Source organism: Iodidimonas muriae (assembly GCF_014647255.1).
Taxonomy (GTDB): domain Bacteria; phylum Pseudomonadota; class Alphaproteobacteria; order Sphingomonadales; family Rhodothalassiaceae; genus Iodidimonas; species Iodidimonas muriae.
The window spans coordinates 525,938-541,630 of sequence record NZ_BMOV01000001.1; the positions used below are offsets into that span (position 1 = coordinate 525,938).

General features: G+C 51.6%; 10 protein-coding genes and 2 pseudogenes. 5 read left to right on the top strand and 7 right to left on the bottom strand.

Annotated elements, in window-relative coordinates:
* Positions 1-71: 71 nt before the first annotated feature.
* On the bottom strand, positions 72-1,229 hold the full coding sequence (gene rnd, locus IEX96_RS02265; protein ID WP_150005928.1) for a ribonuclease D: 1,158 nt from the start codon (positions 1,227-1,229) through the stop codon (positions 72-74).
* 222 nt (positions 1,230-1,451) lie between these two features.
* On the opposite strand from rnd, the gene aspS reads away from it, so the two are divergent.
* The gene (aspS, locus tag IEX96_RS02270) at positions 1,452-3,227 is read left to right on the top strand and encodes an aspartate--tRNA ligase (protein WP_188873433.1); all 1,776 of its coding nucleotides are present in this window, start codon (positions 1,452-1,454) and stop codon (positions 3,225-3,227) included.
* A gap of 134 nt (positions 3,228-3,361) precedes the next feature.
* On the opposite strand, the gene IEX96_RS02275 is transcribed toward aspS, so the two are convergent.
* The gene (locus IEX96_RS02275; protein ID WP_188873404.1) at positions 3,362-4,588 is read right to left on the bottom strand and encodes a bifunctional alpha/beta hydrolase/OsmC family protein; all 1,227 of its coding nucleotides are present in this window, start codon (positions 4,586-4,588) and stop codon (positions 3,362-3,364) included.
* Between the two features lie 106 nt (positions 4,589-4,694).
* Between IEX96_RS02275 and IEX96_RS02280 the strand changes: the two genes are divergently transcribed.
* Positions 4,695-5,837 (top strand): CaiB/BaiF CoA transferase family protein, encoded by a 1,143-nt coding sequence (locus tag IEX96_RS02280; protein WP_150005929.1) that lies wholly within the window; start codon positions 4,695-4,697, stop codon positions 5,835-5,837.
* A gap of 21 nt (positions 5,838-5,858) precedes the next feature.
* Complete coding sequence (locus tag IEX96_RS02285; RefSeq protein WP_150005930.1) at positions 5,859-7,283, top strand: SPOR domain-containing protein; 1,425 nt, start codon at positions 5,859-5,861, stop codon at positions 7,281-7,283.
* Between the two features lie 135 nt (positions 7,284-7,418).
* Here the strand turns inward: IEX96_RS02285 and IEX96_RS02290 are convergent, their stop codons facing one another.
* From IEX96_RS02290 to IEX96_RS02300, 3 genes are all read right to left on the bottom strand, one after another.
* The gene (locus tag IEX96_RS02290; RefSeq protein ID WP_188873405.1) at positions 7,419-8,177 is read right to left on the bottom strand and encodes a response regulator transcription factor; all 759 of its coding nucleotides are present in this window, start codon (positions 8,175-8,177) and stop codon (positions 7,419-7,421) included.
* Positions 8,178-8,202: 25 nt separating this feature from the next.
* Positions 8,203-10,866, bottom strand: a complete 2,664-nt coding sequence (locus IEX96_RS02295) for a PAS domain S-box protein (protein ID WP_188873406.1) — start codon at positions 10,864-10,866, stop codon at positions 8,203-8,205.
* A gap of 168 nt (positions 10,867-11,034) precedes the next feature.
* Complete coding sequence (locus IEX96_RS02300) at positions 11,035-11,718, bottom strand: RluA family pseudouridine synthase (protein WP_229773472.1); 684 nt, start codon at positions 11,716-11,718, stop codon at positions 11,035-11,037.
* A 627-nt stretch (positions 11,719-12,345) separates the two neighbouring features.
* Here IEX96_RS02300 and IEX96_RS14270 point away from each other — a divergent pair.
* Positions 12,346-12,597 (top strand): annotated as a pseudogene (locus IEX96_RS14270) (Arm DNA-binding domain-containing protein); the annotation flags it as partial.
* Positions 12,598-12,624: 27 nt separating this feature from the next.
* Positions 12,625-13,581, top strand: coding sequence for a tyrosine-type recombinase/integrase (locus IEX96_RS02305; RefSeq protein ID WP_229773473.1), 957 nt, complete (start codon positions 12,625-12,627; stop codon positions 13,579-13,581).
* Positions 13,582-14,588: 1,007 nt separating this feature from the next.
* Here IEX96_RS02305 and IEX96_RS02310 read toward each other — a convergent pair.
* Together IEX96_RS02310 and IEX96_RS02315 are read right to left on the bottom strand one after the other, a co-directional pair.
* Positions 14,589-14,771 (bottom strand): annotated as a pseudogene (locus IEX96_RS02310) (IS3 family transposase); the annotation flags it as partial.
* A 16-nt stretch (positions 14,772-14,787) separates the two neighbouring features.
* Positions 14,788-15,339: a hypothetical protein gene (locus IEX96_RS02315; protein ID WP_150005936.1), complete on the bottom strand. Its 552-nt coding sequence runs from the start codon at positions 15,337-15,339 to the stop codon at positions 14,788-14,790.
* Between the last annotated feature and the right edge of the window lie 354 nt (positions 15,340-15,693).

Sequence of the window (15,693 nt, forward strand, 5' to 3'; positions counted from 1 at the left end):
AGAATAAGTCCAGGAGTGACGAAGATAAGCGTTTAGGGCCACAAAGGGCGCGGAGCGCGTGCTGCTGCGGATCAGTCTTTCTCGATCTCGACGATTTCAATGAGAGATCCGTCAGCCGTCAAGGCCAGTTCCCCGTTTTTCAAAGCCAAGGCATCGCGGCCATAAACATCATAACGCCATCCGGTCAGGGCTTTGATTTTCGGATCATCTTGCCGCGCCAATTCTTCAATATCGGCACTATTGGCGACGAGTTTTGGCGCCACGCCCAGTTCATCGCATCGGCTTTTTAGCAACACCTTCAAAAGATCGGCGATGGGGGGTGTTTTTTGCGGAACACGCGATTTCTTTGGCAAAACGGGCAGGGCGCTATCGGGTAAAGCTTGTGCATTTTGCAGGGCTTTCCATAAATCCTTCCCCGTGGCGCTGGCATGAAAGCCTTTGGACAAGCCCCTTACATGATCCAGTGCTTCCGGGCTTGAAGGGGGATGGGCGGACACTTCAAGCAAAATATCGTCTTTTGCCACGCGGTTTCTGGGAATGTCGCGGCTTTGCGCCTGTTCCTCCCGCCACTGGGCCAAGGCTTGCAAACGGGCCACAAAGCGCGGCGTGCCAGAACGGAATTTGATCCGTTTCCACGCATCTTGTGGCTCCAGGCGATAGGTGGCCGGGCTGGTGAGAGTTTCCATTTCTTCCAGCACCCATGCCTCGCGCTTGCTGGAGACAAGTTGGCTGGAAAGCCTGTCATAAACCACACGAAGGTGGGTCACATCCCCCAAGGCGTAGTCCAGCTGCCGGTCAGACAATGGTCGCCGCGCCCAATCGGTGAAGCGGGCGGTTTTATCCAGCGATTTTCCGGCGATCTGCTTTACCAGCGTTTCATAACCGGCGGATTCGCCAAAACCGCAGACCATCGCCGCCACTTGTGTATCGAAAATGGGTGCAGGCAGTTTTCCTGTGGCATGGAAAAATATTTCCATATCTTGCCGGCAGGCGTGAAAGACCTTCAAAACATCAGGATTGAACATCAAATCGTAAAAAGAGCCGAGATCGAGATCTTCGCTCAATGTATCGATGGCAAAGGCCCCTTCGCTATCGGCAACCTGCACCAAACACAGCTTTGAATAATAACTGCTATCGCGCATGAATTCGGTGTCGACAGTGATATAGGCCGCTTTTGAGAGCCGTTCTGTAAGTGCCTCCAGAGAGGCTGTATCGGTGATCAGGGTCATGTGCTGATAATTCTGTCTGTTAAAAATTGAGCTATACACATCTTTTGTCTGCAATCCCAGCCTTGAACAATACAAGATAGGGCGGTTGGTATGCTTGACAAAGAGTGGCGATCCATGCGCTTTACCCGCAATTGAAAGACTGCCAAAACCACATTGCCAGAACCGGCTCGCCGGAAACAAGCTCGAGTGATCTCTATGTCCAATCCAGATACTGCCAAAACCATCCATCAATATCGTACGCATCGGTGCTGCGATCTGCGCCAAAGCCATGTGGGCGATACCGTGCGCCTGTCCGGTTGGGTGCACCGTAAGCGCGACCACGGCAATTTGCTGTTCATCGATCTGCGTGATCATTATGGGATCACACAATTGGTTATGGATACGGATAGTGCCAGTTTCAGCGTTGCAGAAGGGCTGCGCTCTGAATCTGTGATCTGTATCGATGGTCATGTGGTCGAGCGTACGCCCGATACGGTGAACAAGGATCTGGATACCGGCGAGATCGAGGTTTATTGCGACAAGATCGAAGTGCTGTCCGCGGCGGAAGAATTGCCGATGCCCGTGTTTGGCGAGCAGGAATATCCCGAAGACATCCGTTTGAAATACCGTTTTCTGGATTTGCGCCGCGAAACCATGCACCGCAATATCGTTTTGCGCTCCAAGGTGATCTCGTCCATCCGTCGCCGCATGACAGATGAAGGCTTCATGGAGTTTCAGACGCCGATTCTCACCGCCTCGTCGCCGGAAGGCGCACGGGATTTTCTGGTGCCGTCGCGTTTGCATCCCGGTGAATTTTATGCGTTGCCTCAGGCGCCACAGCAGTTCAAGCAGTTGATCATGGTTGCGGGTTTCGACCGGTATTTCCAGATTGCTCCTTGTTTCCGCGATGAAGATGCCCGAGCTGACCGCAGCCCCGGTGAATTTTATCAGCTCGATGTGGAAATGAGCTTCGTTACCCAAGAAGATGTGTTCAATGCCATTGAGCCGGTTCTTCATGGTGTGTTTGAAGAATTCAGCAAAAAGCCGGTAACGAAACCGCCTTTCCCGCGTATTCCCTATGCGGAATCGATGCTGAAATACGGCAATGACAAGCCCGATCTGCGCAACCCCATTGAAATTGTTGATGTCACCGAACAATTCCGTGGCGGGGGCTTTGGCTTGTTTGCCAAGCTGATCGAGCAAGGTTCTGTGGTGCGGGCCATTCCCGCCCCCGGTGCGGGCGCGCGCCCCCGTGCTTTCTTTGACAAGATGAACGATTTTGCACGCTCCGAAGGCTATGCGGGGCTGGGCTATATCAATATCAAGGATGGTGTACCCGGCGGTCCCATTGCCAAAAATCTTGGGGAAGAAAAAACGGCCCAATTGTTGTCGTTCCTTGGCCTTTCGGGCAATGACGGCGTGTTTTTTGCTGCCGGAACGCCTGCACAAGCGGCAAAGCTGGCAGGGATTGCACGGACCCGGGTCGGGGAAGAGCTGGGTCTGATCGATCAGGATGAATATAAATTCTGCTGGATCGTCGATTTCCCCATGTTCGAATATGATGAGGACGAAAAGCGCGTGGATTTCTCGCACAATCCGTTCTCTATGCCCCAAGGTGGTCTGGAAGCGCTGGAAACCAAAGACCCTCTGGATATTCTCGCTTATCAATATGACATTGTGTGTAACGGGATCGAGCTAAGCTCCGGCGCGATCCGGAACCATCGTCCCGATATCATGATGAAAGCGTTTGAAATCGCCGGATATTCCAATGATGTTCTGGAAGAAAAGTTCTCGGGGATGCTTAATGCCTTCCGTTATGGCGCACCGCCCCATGGTGGCTTGGCCCCCGGCATCGACCGCATCGTGATGTTGCTGGCCGATGAACCCAATATCCGTGAAGTGATTTTGTTCCCGATGAATCAAAAGGCGGAAGACCTGATGATGGGTGCACCGGGTAGCGTGGATCTAAAACAACTGCGCGAGCTGCATATCCGCGTTGTGGAACCGCCGAAGAAATAATGAAAAAACCTTCCTTACCCGTCACTCCCGGATCTGGTTCTTGATCCGGGAGTCCTGAGCGGGCGGAAGGCTTTTGTTTCATGAGAAAGGCTGGATTCCCAGATCAAGCCCGGGAATAACGAGACGGACGACAATCAGGCGTCGGCCAGTTTTGTGTCGATGAGCACTTCGCTGTGCAAGGTGCGATGCACAGGGCATTTATCAGCGATTTCCAACAGCTTTATGCGTTGTTCGTCGCTCAGATCTCCTATCAATTCAATTTCACGGTCGATCTTGTCCAGCATGCCGTTATCCGTGTGGCAATTTTCACAATCTTTTGCATGAATCTTTAAGTGCTTAAGCTGCACGGACACATGCTCGAGCGGAATGTTTTTGCGGTCTGCATACATGCGGATGGTCATGGATGTGCACGCACCAAGGCCGGATAACAGATAGCCATAGGGGGAGGGACCGCGATTGTCGCCGCCATAGCTTTCCGGCTCGTCGGCGATCAGGATATGGCCGCCGGAATTGACCGTTTGCGTGAACTTTCCGGTTCCCGCTTCGGCAACGATGGTGTGATCGTCATTGGGTTTGAAGCGGCTTTTCAATTCGGGGTTTTCCAGCCCTTTCACATAACGCCGCGCCCAGGAAACGATGACCTGCGAAACATAAGCCGCATCTTCCTTGGCACTCAGCAGGTGATCGGCTTTATCCAGCGAAATAAAGCTTTTCGGATGCTTTGCCGCCGCAAAGATATTTCCCGCATTTTCCACGCCGACAATTTGATCAAGCGGTGAATGAAACACCAATAAAGGCTTTTTCAGATTGGCGATGCGTTCTTTTTGATCGTGGCCCGCAATGTCATCAAGGAACTGCTTTTTCACGCGGAATGGCCGTCCGCCGATGGTTACTTCCGCTTCGCCATTTTTCGCAATGGTTTCGATATGATCTTCAAAATGATGACGAATATGCTCGGGATCGAAGGGCGCTCCCACCGTTGCCACACCCTCTACTTCTTCGATGCCGCCAGCCGCGGCAAGAACGGCGGCTCCGCCAAGGCTGTGGCCGATCATCAATTTCGGCGCTTCATAGTTGTCGCGCATGAAGGAAACGGCTTTTAGCAGATCATCGATATTGGAGGAAAAATTTGTATTGGCAAATTCGCCGTCACTGGCCCCTAATCCGGTAAAATCAAAGCGCAAAGTGGCAATTCCAAGCTCGGCCAATCCGGCGGAAATACGTGATGCTGCAAACACATCCTTGGAACAGGTAAAGCAATGCGCGAACAAGGCATAAACGCGCGGACGCCCTTCGGGGAGATCAAGCCGCGCGGCAAGTTTTCCCTGTGTACCCTCGAAGGTGACCTTTTCGCTGCGCATAGAATTCTCCTTTTGGCAGTAAAACCGAAACTGGCAGTTCGTACTCTAGCCATAGCATGGCATGTCAGGCAGTCTCAGATAAGAATTTCATAAGGGAATGAAAGTCATGGGCGCATTAAAAGGGATCACGATTGTTGAAATCGCCGGGATCGGGCCGGGGCCTTTTGCTGCCATGCTGCTGGCCGATCAGGGGGCGCGGGTTATTCGTGTGGACCGTCCCGGTGCGTCTCAGGGGATTGGCAATCCCCGGCATGATATTCTTAATCGTGGGCGACAGTCTGTTGCGCTTGACCTTAAATCCCCAGCCGGATGCAAGGCTTTGCTGCGGATTGTGGCCCAAAGCGATGGCTTGATCGAAGGATTCCGCGCCGGCGTGATGGAACGCATGGGCCTTGGCCCCGATGATTGCTTGAAGGTGAATCCGCGCCTTGTTTATGGCCGCATGACAGGATGGGGCCAAAGCGGACCTTTGGCGCAAAAAGCAGGCCACGATATCAATTATATTGCCTTGAGCGGTGCTTTGGCTGCCATCGGCACCGCAGGGCAAAAGCCGGCCATTCCGTTGAATTTGGTGGGGGATTTTGGCGGCGGGGCGCTTTATTTGGTGTTTGGGATGCTGTGCGCTTTATTATCGGCCCGCACCACGGGGCAGGGACAAGTGGTGGATGCGGCAATGGTGGACGGTGTGGCCAGCCTGATGAGCATTGTATATCGGCTGGATGCTGACGGTTTGTGGCAAAGCAAGCGGGGCGCGAATTTATTGGACGGTGGTGCGCCTTTTTATGATGTGTATGAAACATCTGACGGGAAATATGTGTCGCTTGGGCCATTGGAGCCACAATTTTTCGCTGATTTCGTCAAGCGGATGGAGCTTCATGACAATCCGGCCTTTGCGCAGCCTTTCAATATGAAGCAATGGCCGGCTATGCGGGCCGCCATCACGCAACGGATAGCCGAGAAAAGCCGTGATGCGTGGTGTGCGATTTTTGAGGGAAGCGATGCCTGTTTCGCACCGGTTCTGGATTATAAGGAAGCGCCGGATCATCCGCATATGGTGGCGCGGGAAACATTCATCGAACAAGATGGTTTGCGCCAGCCTGCGCCGGCCCCGCGCTTGTCGAAAACACCGGGCAGGGTGCAGGGCCCCCCGCCTTTACCCGGAGAGCAAAGCGCAGATATTTTGGCGACATTCGGTTTTTCTGACGCAGAGATTGCTCAATTGCTCAATCCGCGAGACAATAAGGAATGAAAATATGGGGAGCGTGAAAGAATGAAGGTGAAATTGGCTCCGATAGCCTGCTTTTCAGCCCTTCTTGTGTTAAGCGCGTGCGCCACACAGCCTGAAGCTCCCGATCGGGGGCGCTCGGCTGGTGTTACCGATATGGATGCTGCCCGTCTCAAGCGTCTTGGCAAGAAATTTCAAGAGGCCGGGGAATGGCAAACCTCTATGCAATTTTATAGTCAGGCCGTTCAGGAAGATCCCAAAGATCCGGATATTCATGCCGCGATCGGGCGGAATTTTTTTGAAATGCGAGCACGGGATGCCGCCAGGCAGAGTCTGGAGCGGGCCTTGGCTCTGGACCCGTATCACGATGAAGCCCTGATAACATTGGCCGCGCTTTCTATTGGCGACCACGCCCCGCAAAAAACACTGGAATTGCTCGACCGGCTACACAAAAAAGGCCGGGGAACGGCGCAAAGCTATAATCTGGCCGCCATTGCCCATGATCTGATGGGGCAACCACTTATGGCGCGCAAAGCCTATGCGGAAGGTCTGGTTCGCTCCCCTGATAATCCGGATATTATGAGCAATATGGCTTTGTCCCTTGCAATTTCAGGGGAATTTGATGCTGCCAAAGATATTCTCGGCTCGTTGAGCGAACGGGCAAGTGCGGCAAATAAAAATGAGGGGGGGGCGCCCAGCAACGCGGCGCAGGAAAACCTTGCCTTGGTTGTGGCGATGGAGGGCAATGCAGAAGAAGCTGGCTTGATTGCATCTCAAGTGATGTCTGTTGGACAGGTGAAGGTTAATCAGCCATTTTATGATCGGCTGGCGTATCTGGCCCCCCAAGATCGGGCACAGGCGGTGTTTCTTGGCCAATTGCCGCAGCAAGAAGACAGTGTGGCTGAAGCCATCATAGCTGAAGATACCGAAGAAGAGGCGAAAACAGCCGATCAGGATGCTGCCGTGGTGGTTGTAGAGCTTGCTGATGATCTTGGTACGCAGGAAACACCGCCGATTTCTTCTGCAAATCTTGAGGATATGGCCACCGTTTCAGACAAGGTCGATCAAACGCTTGTTAAGCAAGATCGGGCAGGGCCAGAGCAAATGGCCGAAGCACCCATTGCCCCCACGCCATCTGCTGCAGATGAAAGCGTGATTGATACCACCGATGAAGAAACGGGCGATGAGGAAATCCCCGGCTATCACCTGCAACTGGGGTCTTTTTCCAGCGAAGCACGGCTTCAGCGCGGCTGGGAAAGTGTAAAATCTTTGAAGGTATTATCCTCTTTTGTACCGCTTTTCGAGCAGGCCCGATCCAATGACGGAGAGGAGGTCTGGCGGCTTTTGATCGGCCCGGTTTCAGGCTATAGCGCGGGCCGCGATATTTGTGATGTGCTTCAAAAAGCGAAGGCGGCCTGTGTGGTTTTGCCAGAAAAAAGCGATGTAGAAACGCTTGCTCTTGAAGATTGAAAAGATGACCGGGCCCCAATAGGCGATTAAGGTAAGGTCGCGCTCTTTGTTGAGAGGCCATGCACCGGTCTTTTGCCCCCAAAGAAACGAAAAATGCTCTTTGGGGGATGGTTTTGTTAGGCCGTGTGAACAGGCTTAATCGATGGGTTCAATCCGGTCTGCAACCAACATATAACCCAACCGGCGTACCGTGCGGATCAGCTGTGGGCGTGTGCCATTTTGTTCCAGCTTGCGCCGTAAGCGGGTCACCTGAATATCCACACTGCGTTCCGTCGCATCCATATCGGTGTGGGTCATATTCAGGATATGTTTGCGCGACAGCACTTTGTTGGGGTGATCGAGCAGGGCTTGCAAAAGCTTGAACTCTGCATTGGAAAGGGGAATGGCGCGGCCATCCTGTTCAAACAGGGTTTCCCGTAAAATATCGACAATCCAATCATCAACCCTGATCCGCTTTCCACTTATTGTAGGGCCGCTGGATGCTTGGCGTCGTGCTCTTAAAGAGGCGCCAACGCGGGCCACGAGTTCTTCGGGTTCAAAGGGCTTGGGAATATAATCATCGGCCCCTTCTTCCAGACCACGCACCCGTTGAGCCGTTTGCGCAAGACCGCTTAGAACCAGAACGGGAATGCCGTATCGGCTTGTGAATTGACGCACCAAAATCATGCCATCCAGATCCGGCAATCCCAGATCCACAATGGCCAGATCAAGGGGGATGTCATTGGATTTGTCCAAGGCATCTGCACCGGTTGCAGCACGGTGTATATGGTGGCCTTCTGCCGCAAGGCAGCGCTCCACCAGATCGCCAATTTCTGCATCATCTTCAACGACTAAAATACGTGCGCCGTCGATGGCTTGCGGTCTTTTGGCAAGGTTTATCGCGGTATTCTCCATGAAAATCCCCATCTTCATGTAAAGGTCAACAGATATTCTCTTCTGCACAATCCTGATCTTTGGTTGGATTGATGTGCGAAAAAAGCTCATGAATTAAGTCATCTGGAATGATCGGTTTGTGCAAAAGCGCATGAACACCCCATGATTGGTAGTCACGCACGATACGGGCGTCGATAATGGCACTCATCAACAGGATCGGGATGCTGCGCCCGTCGTCCCTTATTTTTCGGGCCAGTTGCTCCCCTGTCATGCCGGGCATGTTCAGGTCGGTTAAAACCAGTCGAATGTCTGGATTTTTATTCAAGAGCTCATAAGCCTGAAAGCCGTCTGAGGCGCTCAAAGGGGTGAAGCCAGATTTTAACAGCATGCGGGCCATCAGTTCCCGCACATCATCGTCATCATCGACAATGAGGATCGTTTCTCCCCGGCCATGGCGTGCATCATTGGCACCGGGGGCCTGTTGTGGACGGCTTTCTCCAGAAGCATCCATATATTGTGGTAAGAAAACTTCAAAGCAGGCCCCTTTGGGTCGCCTGTTTGAAGCGGTGATAACGCCACCATGGGCGCGAACAATGCCGTGAACAACGGATAAGCCGAGCCCGGTATTGCTTCCTGAGCTTTTCGTGGTGAAAAAAGGCTCAAAGATAAGATCGATATTCGATTGTTCTATGCCCGGCCCGGTATCGCCGACCAATAAGCGCACATGGGCCGTTCCATCCAGATCATGATCCTGCTTGATATTGGACCAGTCACCGCCCTGATCTGTTTCAATCAGAAGTGTGCCACCTTCGGGCATGGCCTGAGCCGCATTCCAGCATAAATTCATCAAGATCTGACCAATGGCCGTTTTATTGCATGCAATAACGGCATCGCCACAGCCGGGCTTCCAGACGACCTTGATGGATTCAGAGAGACTTCCTTCCAAAAGATCGAGATTGGAAGCGATCAGCGTGTCAAAATGCTCGGGCTGTTTTGGTGCATCAATACGCTGGCCGAAGGTCAGAATCTGCCGCACCATATCGCGGGCTTTCTCCATGCCTTTGATTACCCGCATGATATCGTTTCTGGGCTGGCTTCCTTCAGGTAAGTCTGCCTTGGCAAGATGCGCATATCCCAAAACAGGGGTCAGGAGATTATTGAAATCATGTGCAATACCGCCTGCGATACGGCCAAGCGTTTCCAGGCGCCGTGAACGCTCGAGCCGTTCGGCCTGAGCTTTCTGTTCTTGTTGATTGCGAACACGATCGGTGACATCGCGGTGCACACTGACCACCCGATCTATCTTGCCTGCCTGATCCAGAACGGGCATGGCCAAACATTCCATATGGATGAAACCGCCATTTTTTTCACCCAGCTGGTAGGTGCCTTCATAGCGCCCATATTGCGCCACTTGCTGTGCAATATCTTGCAAAAGATCGTGCGCTTTTTCTGATTCCGGGGTTTCGGAACCAAGGCCCAGAATACGGCTGGCGCTGGCATTATATTTCACCACTTTACCGGCACAATCGGTGACGATCACCCCTTCCCACATATGTTCGATAATGAGATTCTGGCGGTGGATTTCCATGTTCGCTCGATGGCGCTCGGTAATATCGCGGTGAATACCGATCCGACCTATATGTTTGCCATTCTCATCATAGAAGGGTTGGACTATGCAGTCGGTGATCACAATGTGCCCGTCTTTGTGGCGCAGGCTCAACTCGCCATGCCAGCTTTGGCCTGAACGCAATGTCTCAGAAGCGATACGGGCTGGTTCTTCTTGTTCTCCAACGGGTTGAATGATTTCAAGAAAAGGCTTACCTTTCAGTTCCTCAAGGGAATAACCATAGATTTTTGTTGTCGCAGGATTGCAATCCAACACGCGCCCGGCATGATCTGCGACCACAACGGAATCCGTTAATTGGGCGATCACTCGGTCTTGTCGGTCCAGCCGATGCCGGTCTTTGGCATGGTGCGTTGCATCATGATAAAGCCCGATATAGCCGACATGATTGGCAGAGCGGTCGCGCCGGGGCATCAAGGTCCCGTGGATGGTCTTTTGGTCACCGCTCTGTAGGGGCAGGATCAATTCAAATTCATAACGCCCCAATGTGCTGATCGCATGCTCCATATCCTCGATAAAGTGCTCATAGGAAATATGCGCCGTCATATCATGGGGCGGGAGATAATGAGGCTTTTTCTCTTCAAGGGTTACGCCAAACAGCTTGAGATAAGCGGGATTTTTAAAAATGATGCGATATTGAAGATCGGTGAGAACCACCGCATCAGCCAATTGCCGGATGATAGCACTGTCTTGATTGCTGCGTTCGGCGTTTCTTTTGGTCGACGTGATATTGGTGCAAACAAAAACGAAAGCACCATCATCTGCGCGCCGCCGGTCGATTGCGATAATCTGTTCGTTGGGCAACTGAATTTCAAAACGAGAGCTATTCAGGGCACTCAGCTCGATCTTGAGTTCCGATGCAATGCTGGCCGGGTCGGCCGATCCATAAAGCCCGCGCCGGCAATCAAAAGCCACAAATGCGTCGATAGATGTTCCCGGTTTACATAAGGAAGCCGGATATTCCATGAGATCCCGGAATTGCCTGTTCGCCCATAAAAAGCGAAGGGAGCCGTCGAAAATACACATGCCATGGCTTACCAGTTCAAAATAATTGGTAAGCTGTTCACTTGTCGCGCGAAGCGACATATCCGAATGCACAGGGCGTGTAAGCTCGCAATCGGGAACCACTCTATAAATTCCAGTACCTTAAACAAAGCTGTTGATAATTAACACGAAAGAAGCATGAAATTGCAACCTCAAGATATGATGCGGCCGAAACCATATCAGAAATTTTAAAAAATTGTGAAGGGTAGATTAACGGAAAAAATTACCTAGCGCCATCCTGTTAAGGGCTTTCTCAAAATGTTTGGGAAGAGGGGCGATCACATCAATCTCGCCTTTATTTGCGTAAAGAGGCAACCGAATTCTGCGGGAATGAAGGTGAAGATGAGACTCGTCTTGATCGCGATCGGCATATTTGGGTTCGCCAAGAATTGGGCAGCCAAGGGCTGCCAAATGCACACGTATTTGGTGTGTCCTGCCCGTGAGAGGGGACATTTCCAATAAGTATCGCCCATCTTGTCCGCCCAGCACCCGATACTCGGTAATGGATGGCTTTCCCGCTTCATCCACCTGCATACGCCACCCTTTCGCTTTACTGCTTACCTTCAAAAGCGGCAGATCAATGCGGCCTTCGGTTTGCTCGGGGCGGTTTTTCGTAATAGCAAGATAGGTTTTTTGGGCCTGTCCCTGGCTGAAAATACGGCCCAAACGGCGCAAGGCCTTGGGATGACGGCCCAAAACAAGACAGCCGCTGGTATCGGCATCCAAACGATGCGCCAAAGCAGGGAGGCGGGGCAGGCCAAAGCGGATTTGGTCGAAATAATCCTCCAGACAGTCCTTTCCGGAGGGCCCGACATGAACGGGAATGCCCGCAGGCTTGTTGAGCACGATAATAAGCTGGTCATGAAAAAGGACAAGCGGTGCGAGATCTAGCATTATATTGGTCATTCTTCGGTAAAAAATAAGGCATAAGCCGACAGTCTGACACCGACCAAATCAAATGGCCGTGGCAGGCGGTACAAGCAGCTTTGCCGATGTTCCCTGTTTTAATCACAGATAGGGCGGATAGCACCCAAGAATTTCCGACAGCACTATGATGCGGTCTGGAAAGACACTCTGTATAGAAATTATCGCTCTTTTTGGAACGAGGAAGGCTTCCGTTTGGTCGGTCACCCCAACAAGATGGTGGACACCACTTTTTGAGGAAGGGCGATGCCAAACGTAGAGAATATTTGGTTTCTGGCTATTTTAATGAATTAGCGAGAGGGTACCAAGAACGCACCCTATGAGGCCGAAAACAATCGCCAAACAGGCCATTTACTTTTTTAAAGACATCCAGTTTCACCCCTGCCGATATGATGTGGGCTGCTTGATGGTTATTCATTGAAGAAGATAAGATAATTGGCGGACGGGGTGTCTGCATTTTCAACATCCATATTTGTCCATAAATATCTATATTATTAATTATTTTCAATGGCTTATTAATTTTTAATGTTTATCGACATTCATACTGATCCACAGTAATCTGGCCCATATTAATGGGTAGATTTATGGGTATATATAGTGCGACCTATTCACAAACTCTCTGCGAGAAAAGCAGCATCTGAATCGAAAGCCGGTCTCTATTCAGACGGGGGCGGCCTTTACCTGCAGGTGAGCAAGTCTGGCGCAAAAAGCTGGATTTACCGTTTCATGATGAATCGGAAAGTCCGGGACATGGGTCTGGGGTCGTTACGGGATTTCTCACTTTCCGAGGTTAGAGATAAGGCCCGGGAATGCAGACAATTGGTGCATGACGGAATTGACCCCATCGAACATAGAAAGTCCGCTCGAAGTGCCCTTATGGCGGAAAACCGGAAGAGCCAATCGTTCGAAGACTGCGCGAACGACTATTTGAAGACCCATTCATCTGCCTGGAAGAACCCGAAGCATCGCCAGCAGTGGGAAAATACACTTTCCTCTTATGTGTATCCGATCATCGGCAAACTGTCGGTGAAGGACATCAACACGCATCTCGTCAAAAAGGTTCTCGATCCTATCTGGACGACAAAGACAGAAACCGCAACGCGCGTGCGTGGTCGTATCGAGAGAATTCTGGATTGGGCGACCGTACAAGAATTGCGGCAAGGAGAAAATCCGGCGCGCTGGAAAGGGCATCTGGACCATCTACTGCCAGCCCCCACCAAATTAAAACGCGTACAGCATCACAAGGCACTGCCTTATCAGGACATATATGAGCTGATGCAAGAACTGGCATCTGCCGATGGCACAAGTGCTCTTGGCCTACGCTTCCTTATTCTAACGGCAGCCCGCAGCGGTGAAGTACGGCTCGCCATCTGGAATGAGATCGACCTTGAGAAAAAGACCTGGACCATTCCTGCCGACCGGATGAAGGCCGGAAAGGAACACATTGTCCCATTGTGTTCTCAGGCAATCGAGATTCTCAAAACTATGGAGAAATATCGCGAAAGCGATCTGATATTCCCCGGCACCAAAAAAGACCGGCCTCTTTCAGACATGGCGTTCACGCAATTACTACGCCGCCTGGACAAAACGGACATTACCGCTCACGGTTTCCGTTCCAGCTTCCGTGACTGGGCAGGTGAAACAACGGCATTCCCCAGAGAAGTTATCGAAGCGGCCCTCGCGCACCAACTCAAGGATAAGACCGAGGCCGCTTATTTCAGAAGCAACTTGCTGGAAAAACGCCGCAAGCTAATGGACGCCTGGGATAAGCATTGCCGGACCATTTCCGGCAAAGCCATGAACATTATAAAGTTCGACACTGCAAAACTTTAGGTCCATGAACCAGAAGATGACGATAGCTGCAATTACGATAGTGGACACCAAGACAGTGCGTACCGAACATTGAACAATTTCAAGGAATGGATAATATGCTGCCTACTCTATATATTGGCAAAGCCCATTCAGGATTATAAACTTCTATGATCTTTAACTTTTCCTGGGAAGTCCACAAAGCACAGGAACAGGAAATTGCACCGGTCCCGGATCAAGCGCCATCCCTTGAGCACGAGAAACAAGAACATAAACACGAGCCCGAATACGAACTGGAAAGAGTTGTTGAGAAGACCATAGACTTCGAACTGGAACTGTAACGGTGCCGAAGTTGGTGGGAGCAACGCGCTATCTACGCTGCCACCAATCACCAGAAAACCCAAGAGTATCAACAGTTAGCCAAATGATAGCAGCTTTTTTTCATGCTCCCAATTTTGCATGTCATTGAAAAGAAAGAAGAACACCCGGTCGCTAGCCCTCTAGCATCGGGTGTGAAACTTTAACGACGCAGTCGTAAAAAATATTTATCAGGCATCCGGCATCAAACGCCATGATCGACGTTGTTGAAGTTGGAACCAATCAGGGCCGTTTGGCTCGTCTGTGAAAACCAATCGATTGCCACGTAGCTACATGACCTACACCCTATAATTTCGGTGACTAAAAGCAGAGTCTGTCCCATAAGAGACAGATATATGAAAACGTAGTTCGGCGAGGAACAGACCATCCGGATACTCAAGGAACAGAAGATCTCGGGACGTTTATCAGATCAGCAAGTGAGCTTTGCCGGAGCTTGTGAAGTATAAACCACCGCGCCGTCACGTAATTGCGCGATCGGGGTTTGTCGTTGATCCCTTTGGACTTGTTAATAAAGTGGACACGACTGTGCTCTCTAAGCGGCTCGTTTTTCGTACGCCATGGGGCTGATATTGCCAAGTGTCGACTGTCGCCTTCTCCGGTTATTGACGTTCATAATGGACCTGTCACGCTTTTGTTCCGACCCTGAGGCTCATTTAAGCGGCCTTTCTTTCGAAAGCCAAGGGGCTTTTCCAGCCCAATGCTGAATGCCGACGGCGCGGATTGTAGAAGCCGTTGATATATTGGAATAGCGCGGCCTCGGTTTCTCTCCGCGTCGCCCATGCGTGCCGCCAGATCAGCTCGGCCTTCAGGGATTTGAAGAACGTCTCCACGGCCGCCAAACCCCGCCAGCGCTCACCGTCCTTCTCCAACTCGTGCAGCCACACAAGGCCCGTGAAGCCCTTGTTCAGGATTGCGTCGGCATATTTTATTCTCTTTGTGAAACTCGGGCAGAATTGCGTCCCGATCAACCCAGCGTCCGGCTGAGGGTCGAACGCTGGATTCCCCAAATAGGTCGATTGCGCTGGATTTGACGAAGAATTGAATGTCTTGTCGCCGAAACTCCTGCACCTTGCTCGCGCCAAGATTCAACCGTTCTTGCGCGGCGTCGATCACGACCGGGGTGAACTCCTCCGGGTATTTGATGACCAAGGCTTCATAGCTCAGATCCGGGTCAACCTCCTCGAACCCGGTGGAGGCGTTAAGGACACGGCGCGAAATGACCGAGACCACACCCGATTTGTTGATGTCCCGGGGTTCATACCCGAGGCCCGCCCGCTGGCCTTGGCTACGATTGACCTCCTGCCAATGATCGTAGACCCGGGCGAGGTCGTTCTCCAACGCATCGGTGCTGTTTCTGAGGGCTTTCATCACTTCTGACATACGGTTTTCTGCATACTGCTCCACGGGGTCGGATTCTCAGGATTTAGACAAAAGACCAGAATATCAAACGAAAATTGTCTGCCCAGCAGTAAAACCACCCGAGCAGGGCATCTTTGCCCGTGAAATGTCGCGCCACGTTGAATCGTGCCCACGGTGATGATTCCGTGATGAGTTCTGCCAAAATGACGAAAGCCCCCATGCGGGGGCTAGCTCGTAAATCACTAAAAATATTAAGAGATTTTGGCTCCGGAGGTAGGGAACGGAGCATTTATCGCGTAACTAGCTGAAATATAACGTTTATTTTTGGTCGGAAAGTGGGCTTGGTTTAGTCTTGTGTATCACCCACAGAGCATAATGGGACCGACCTGCCGGGCGCAA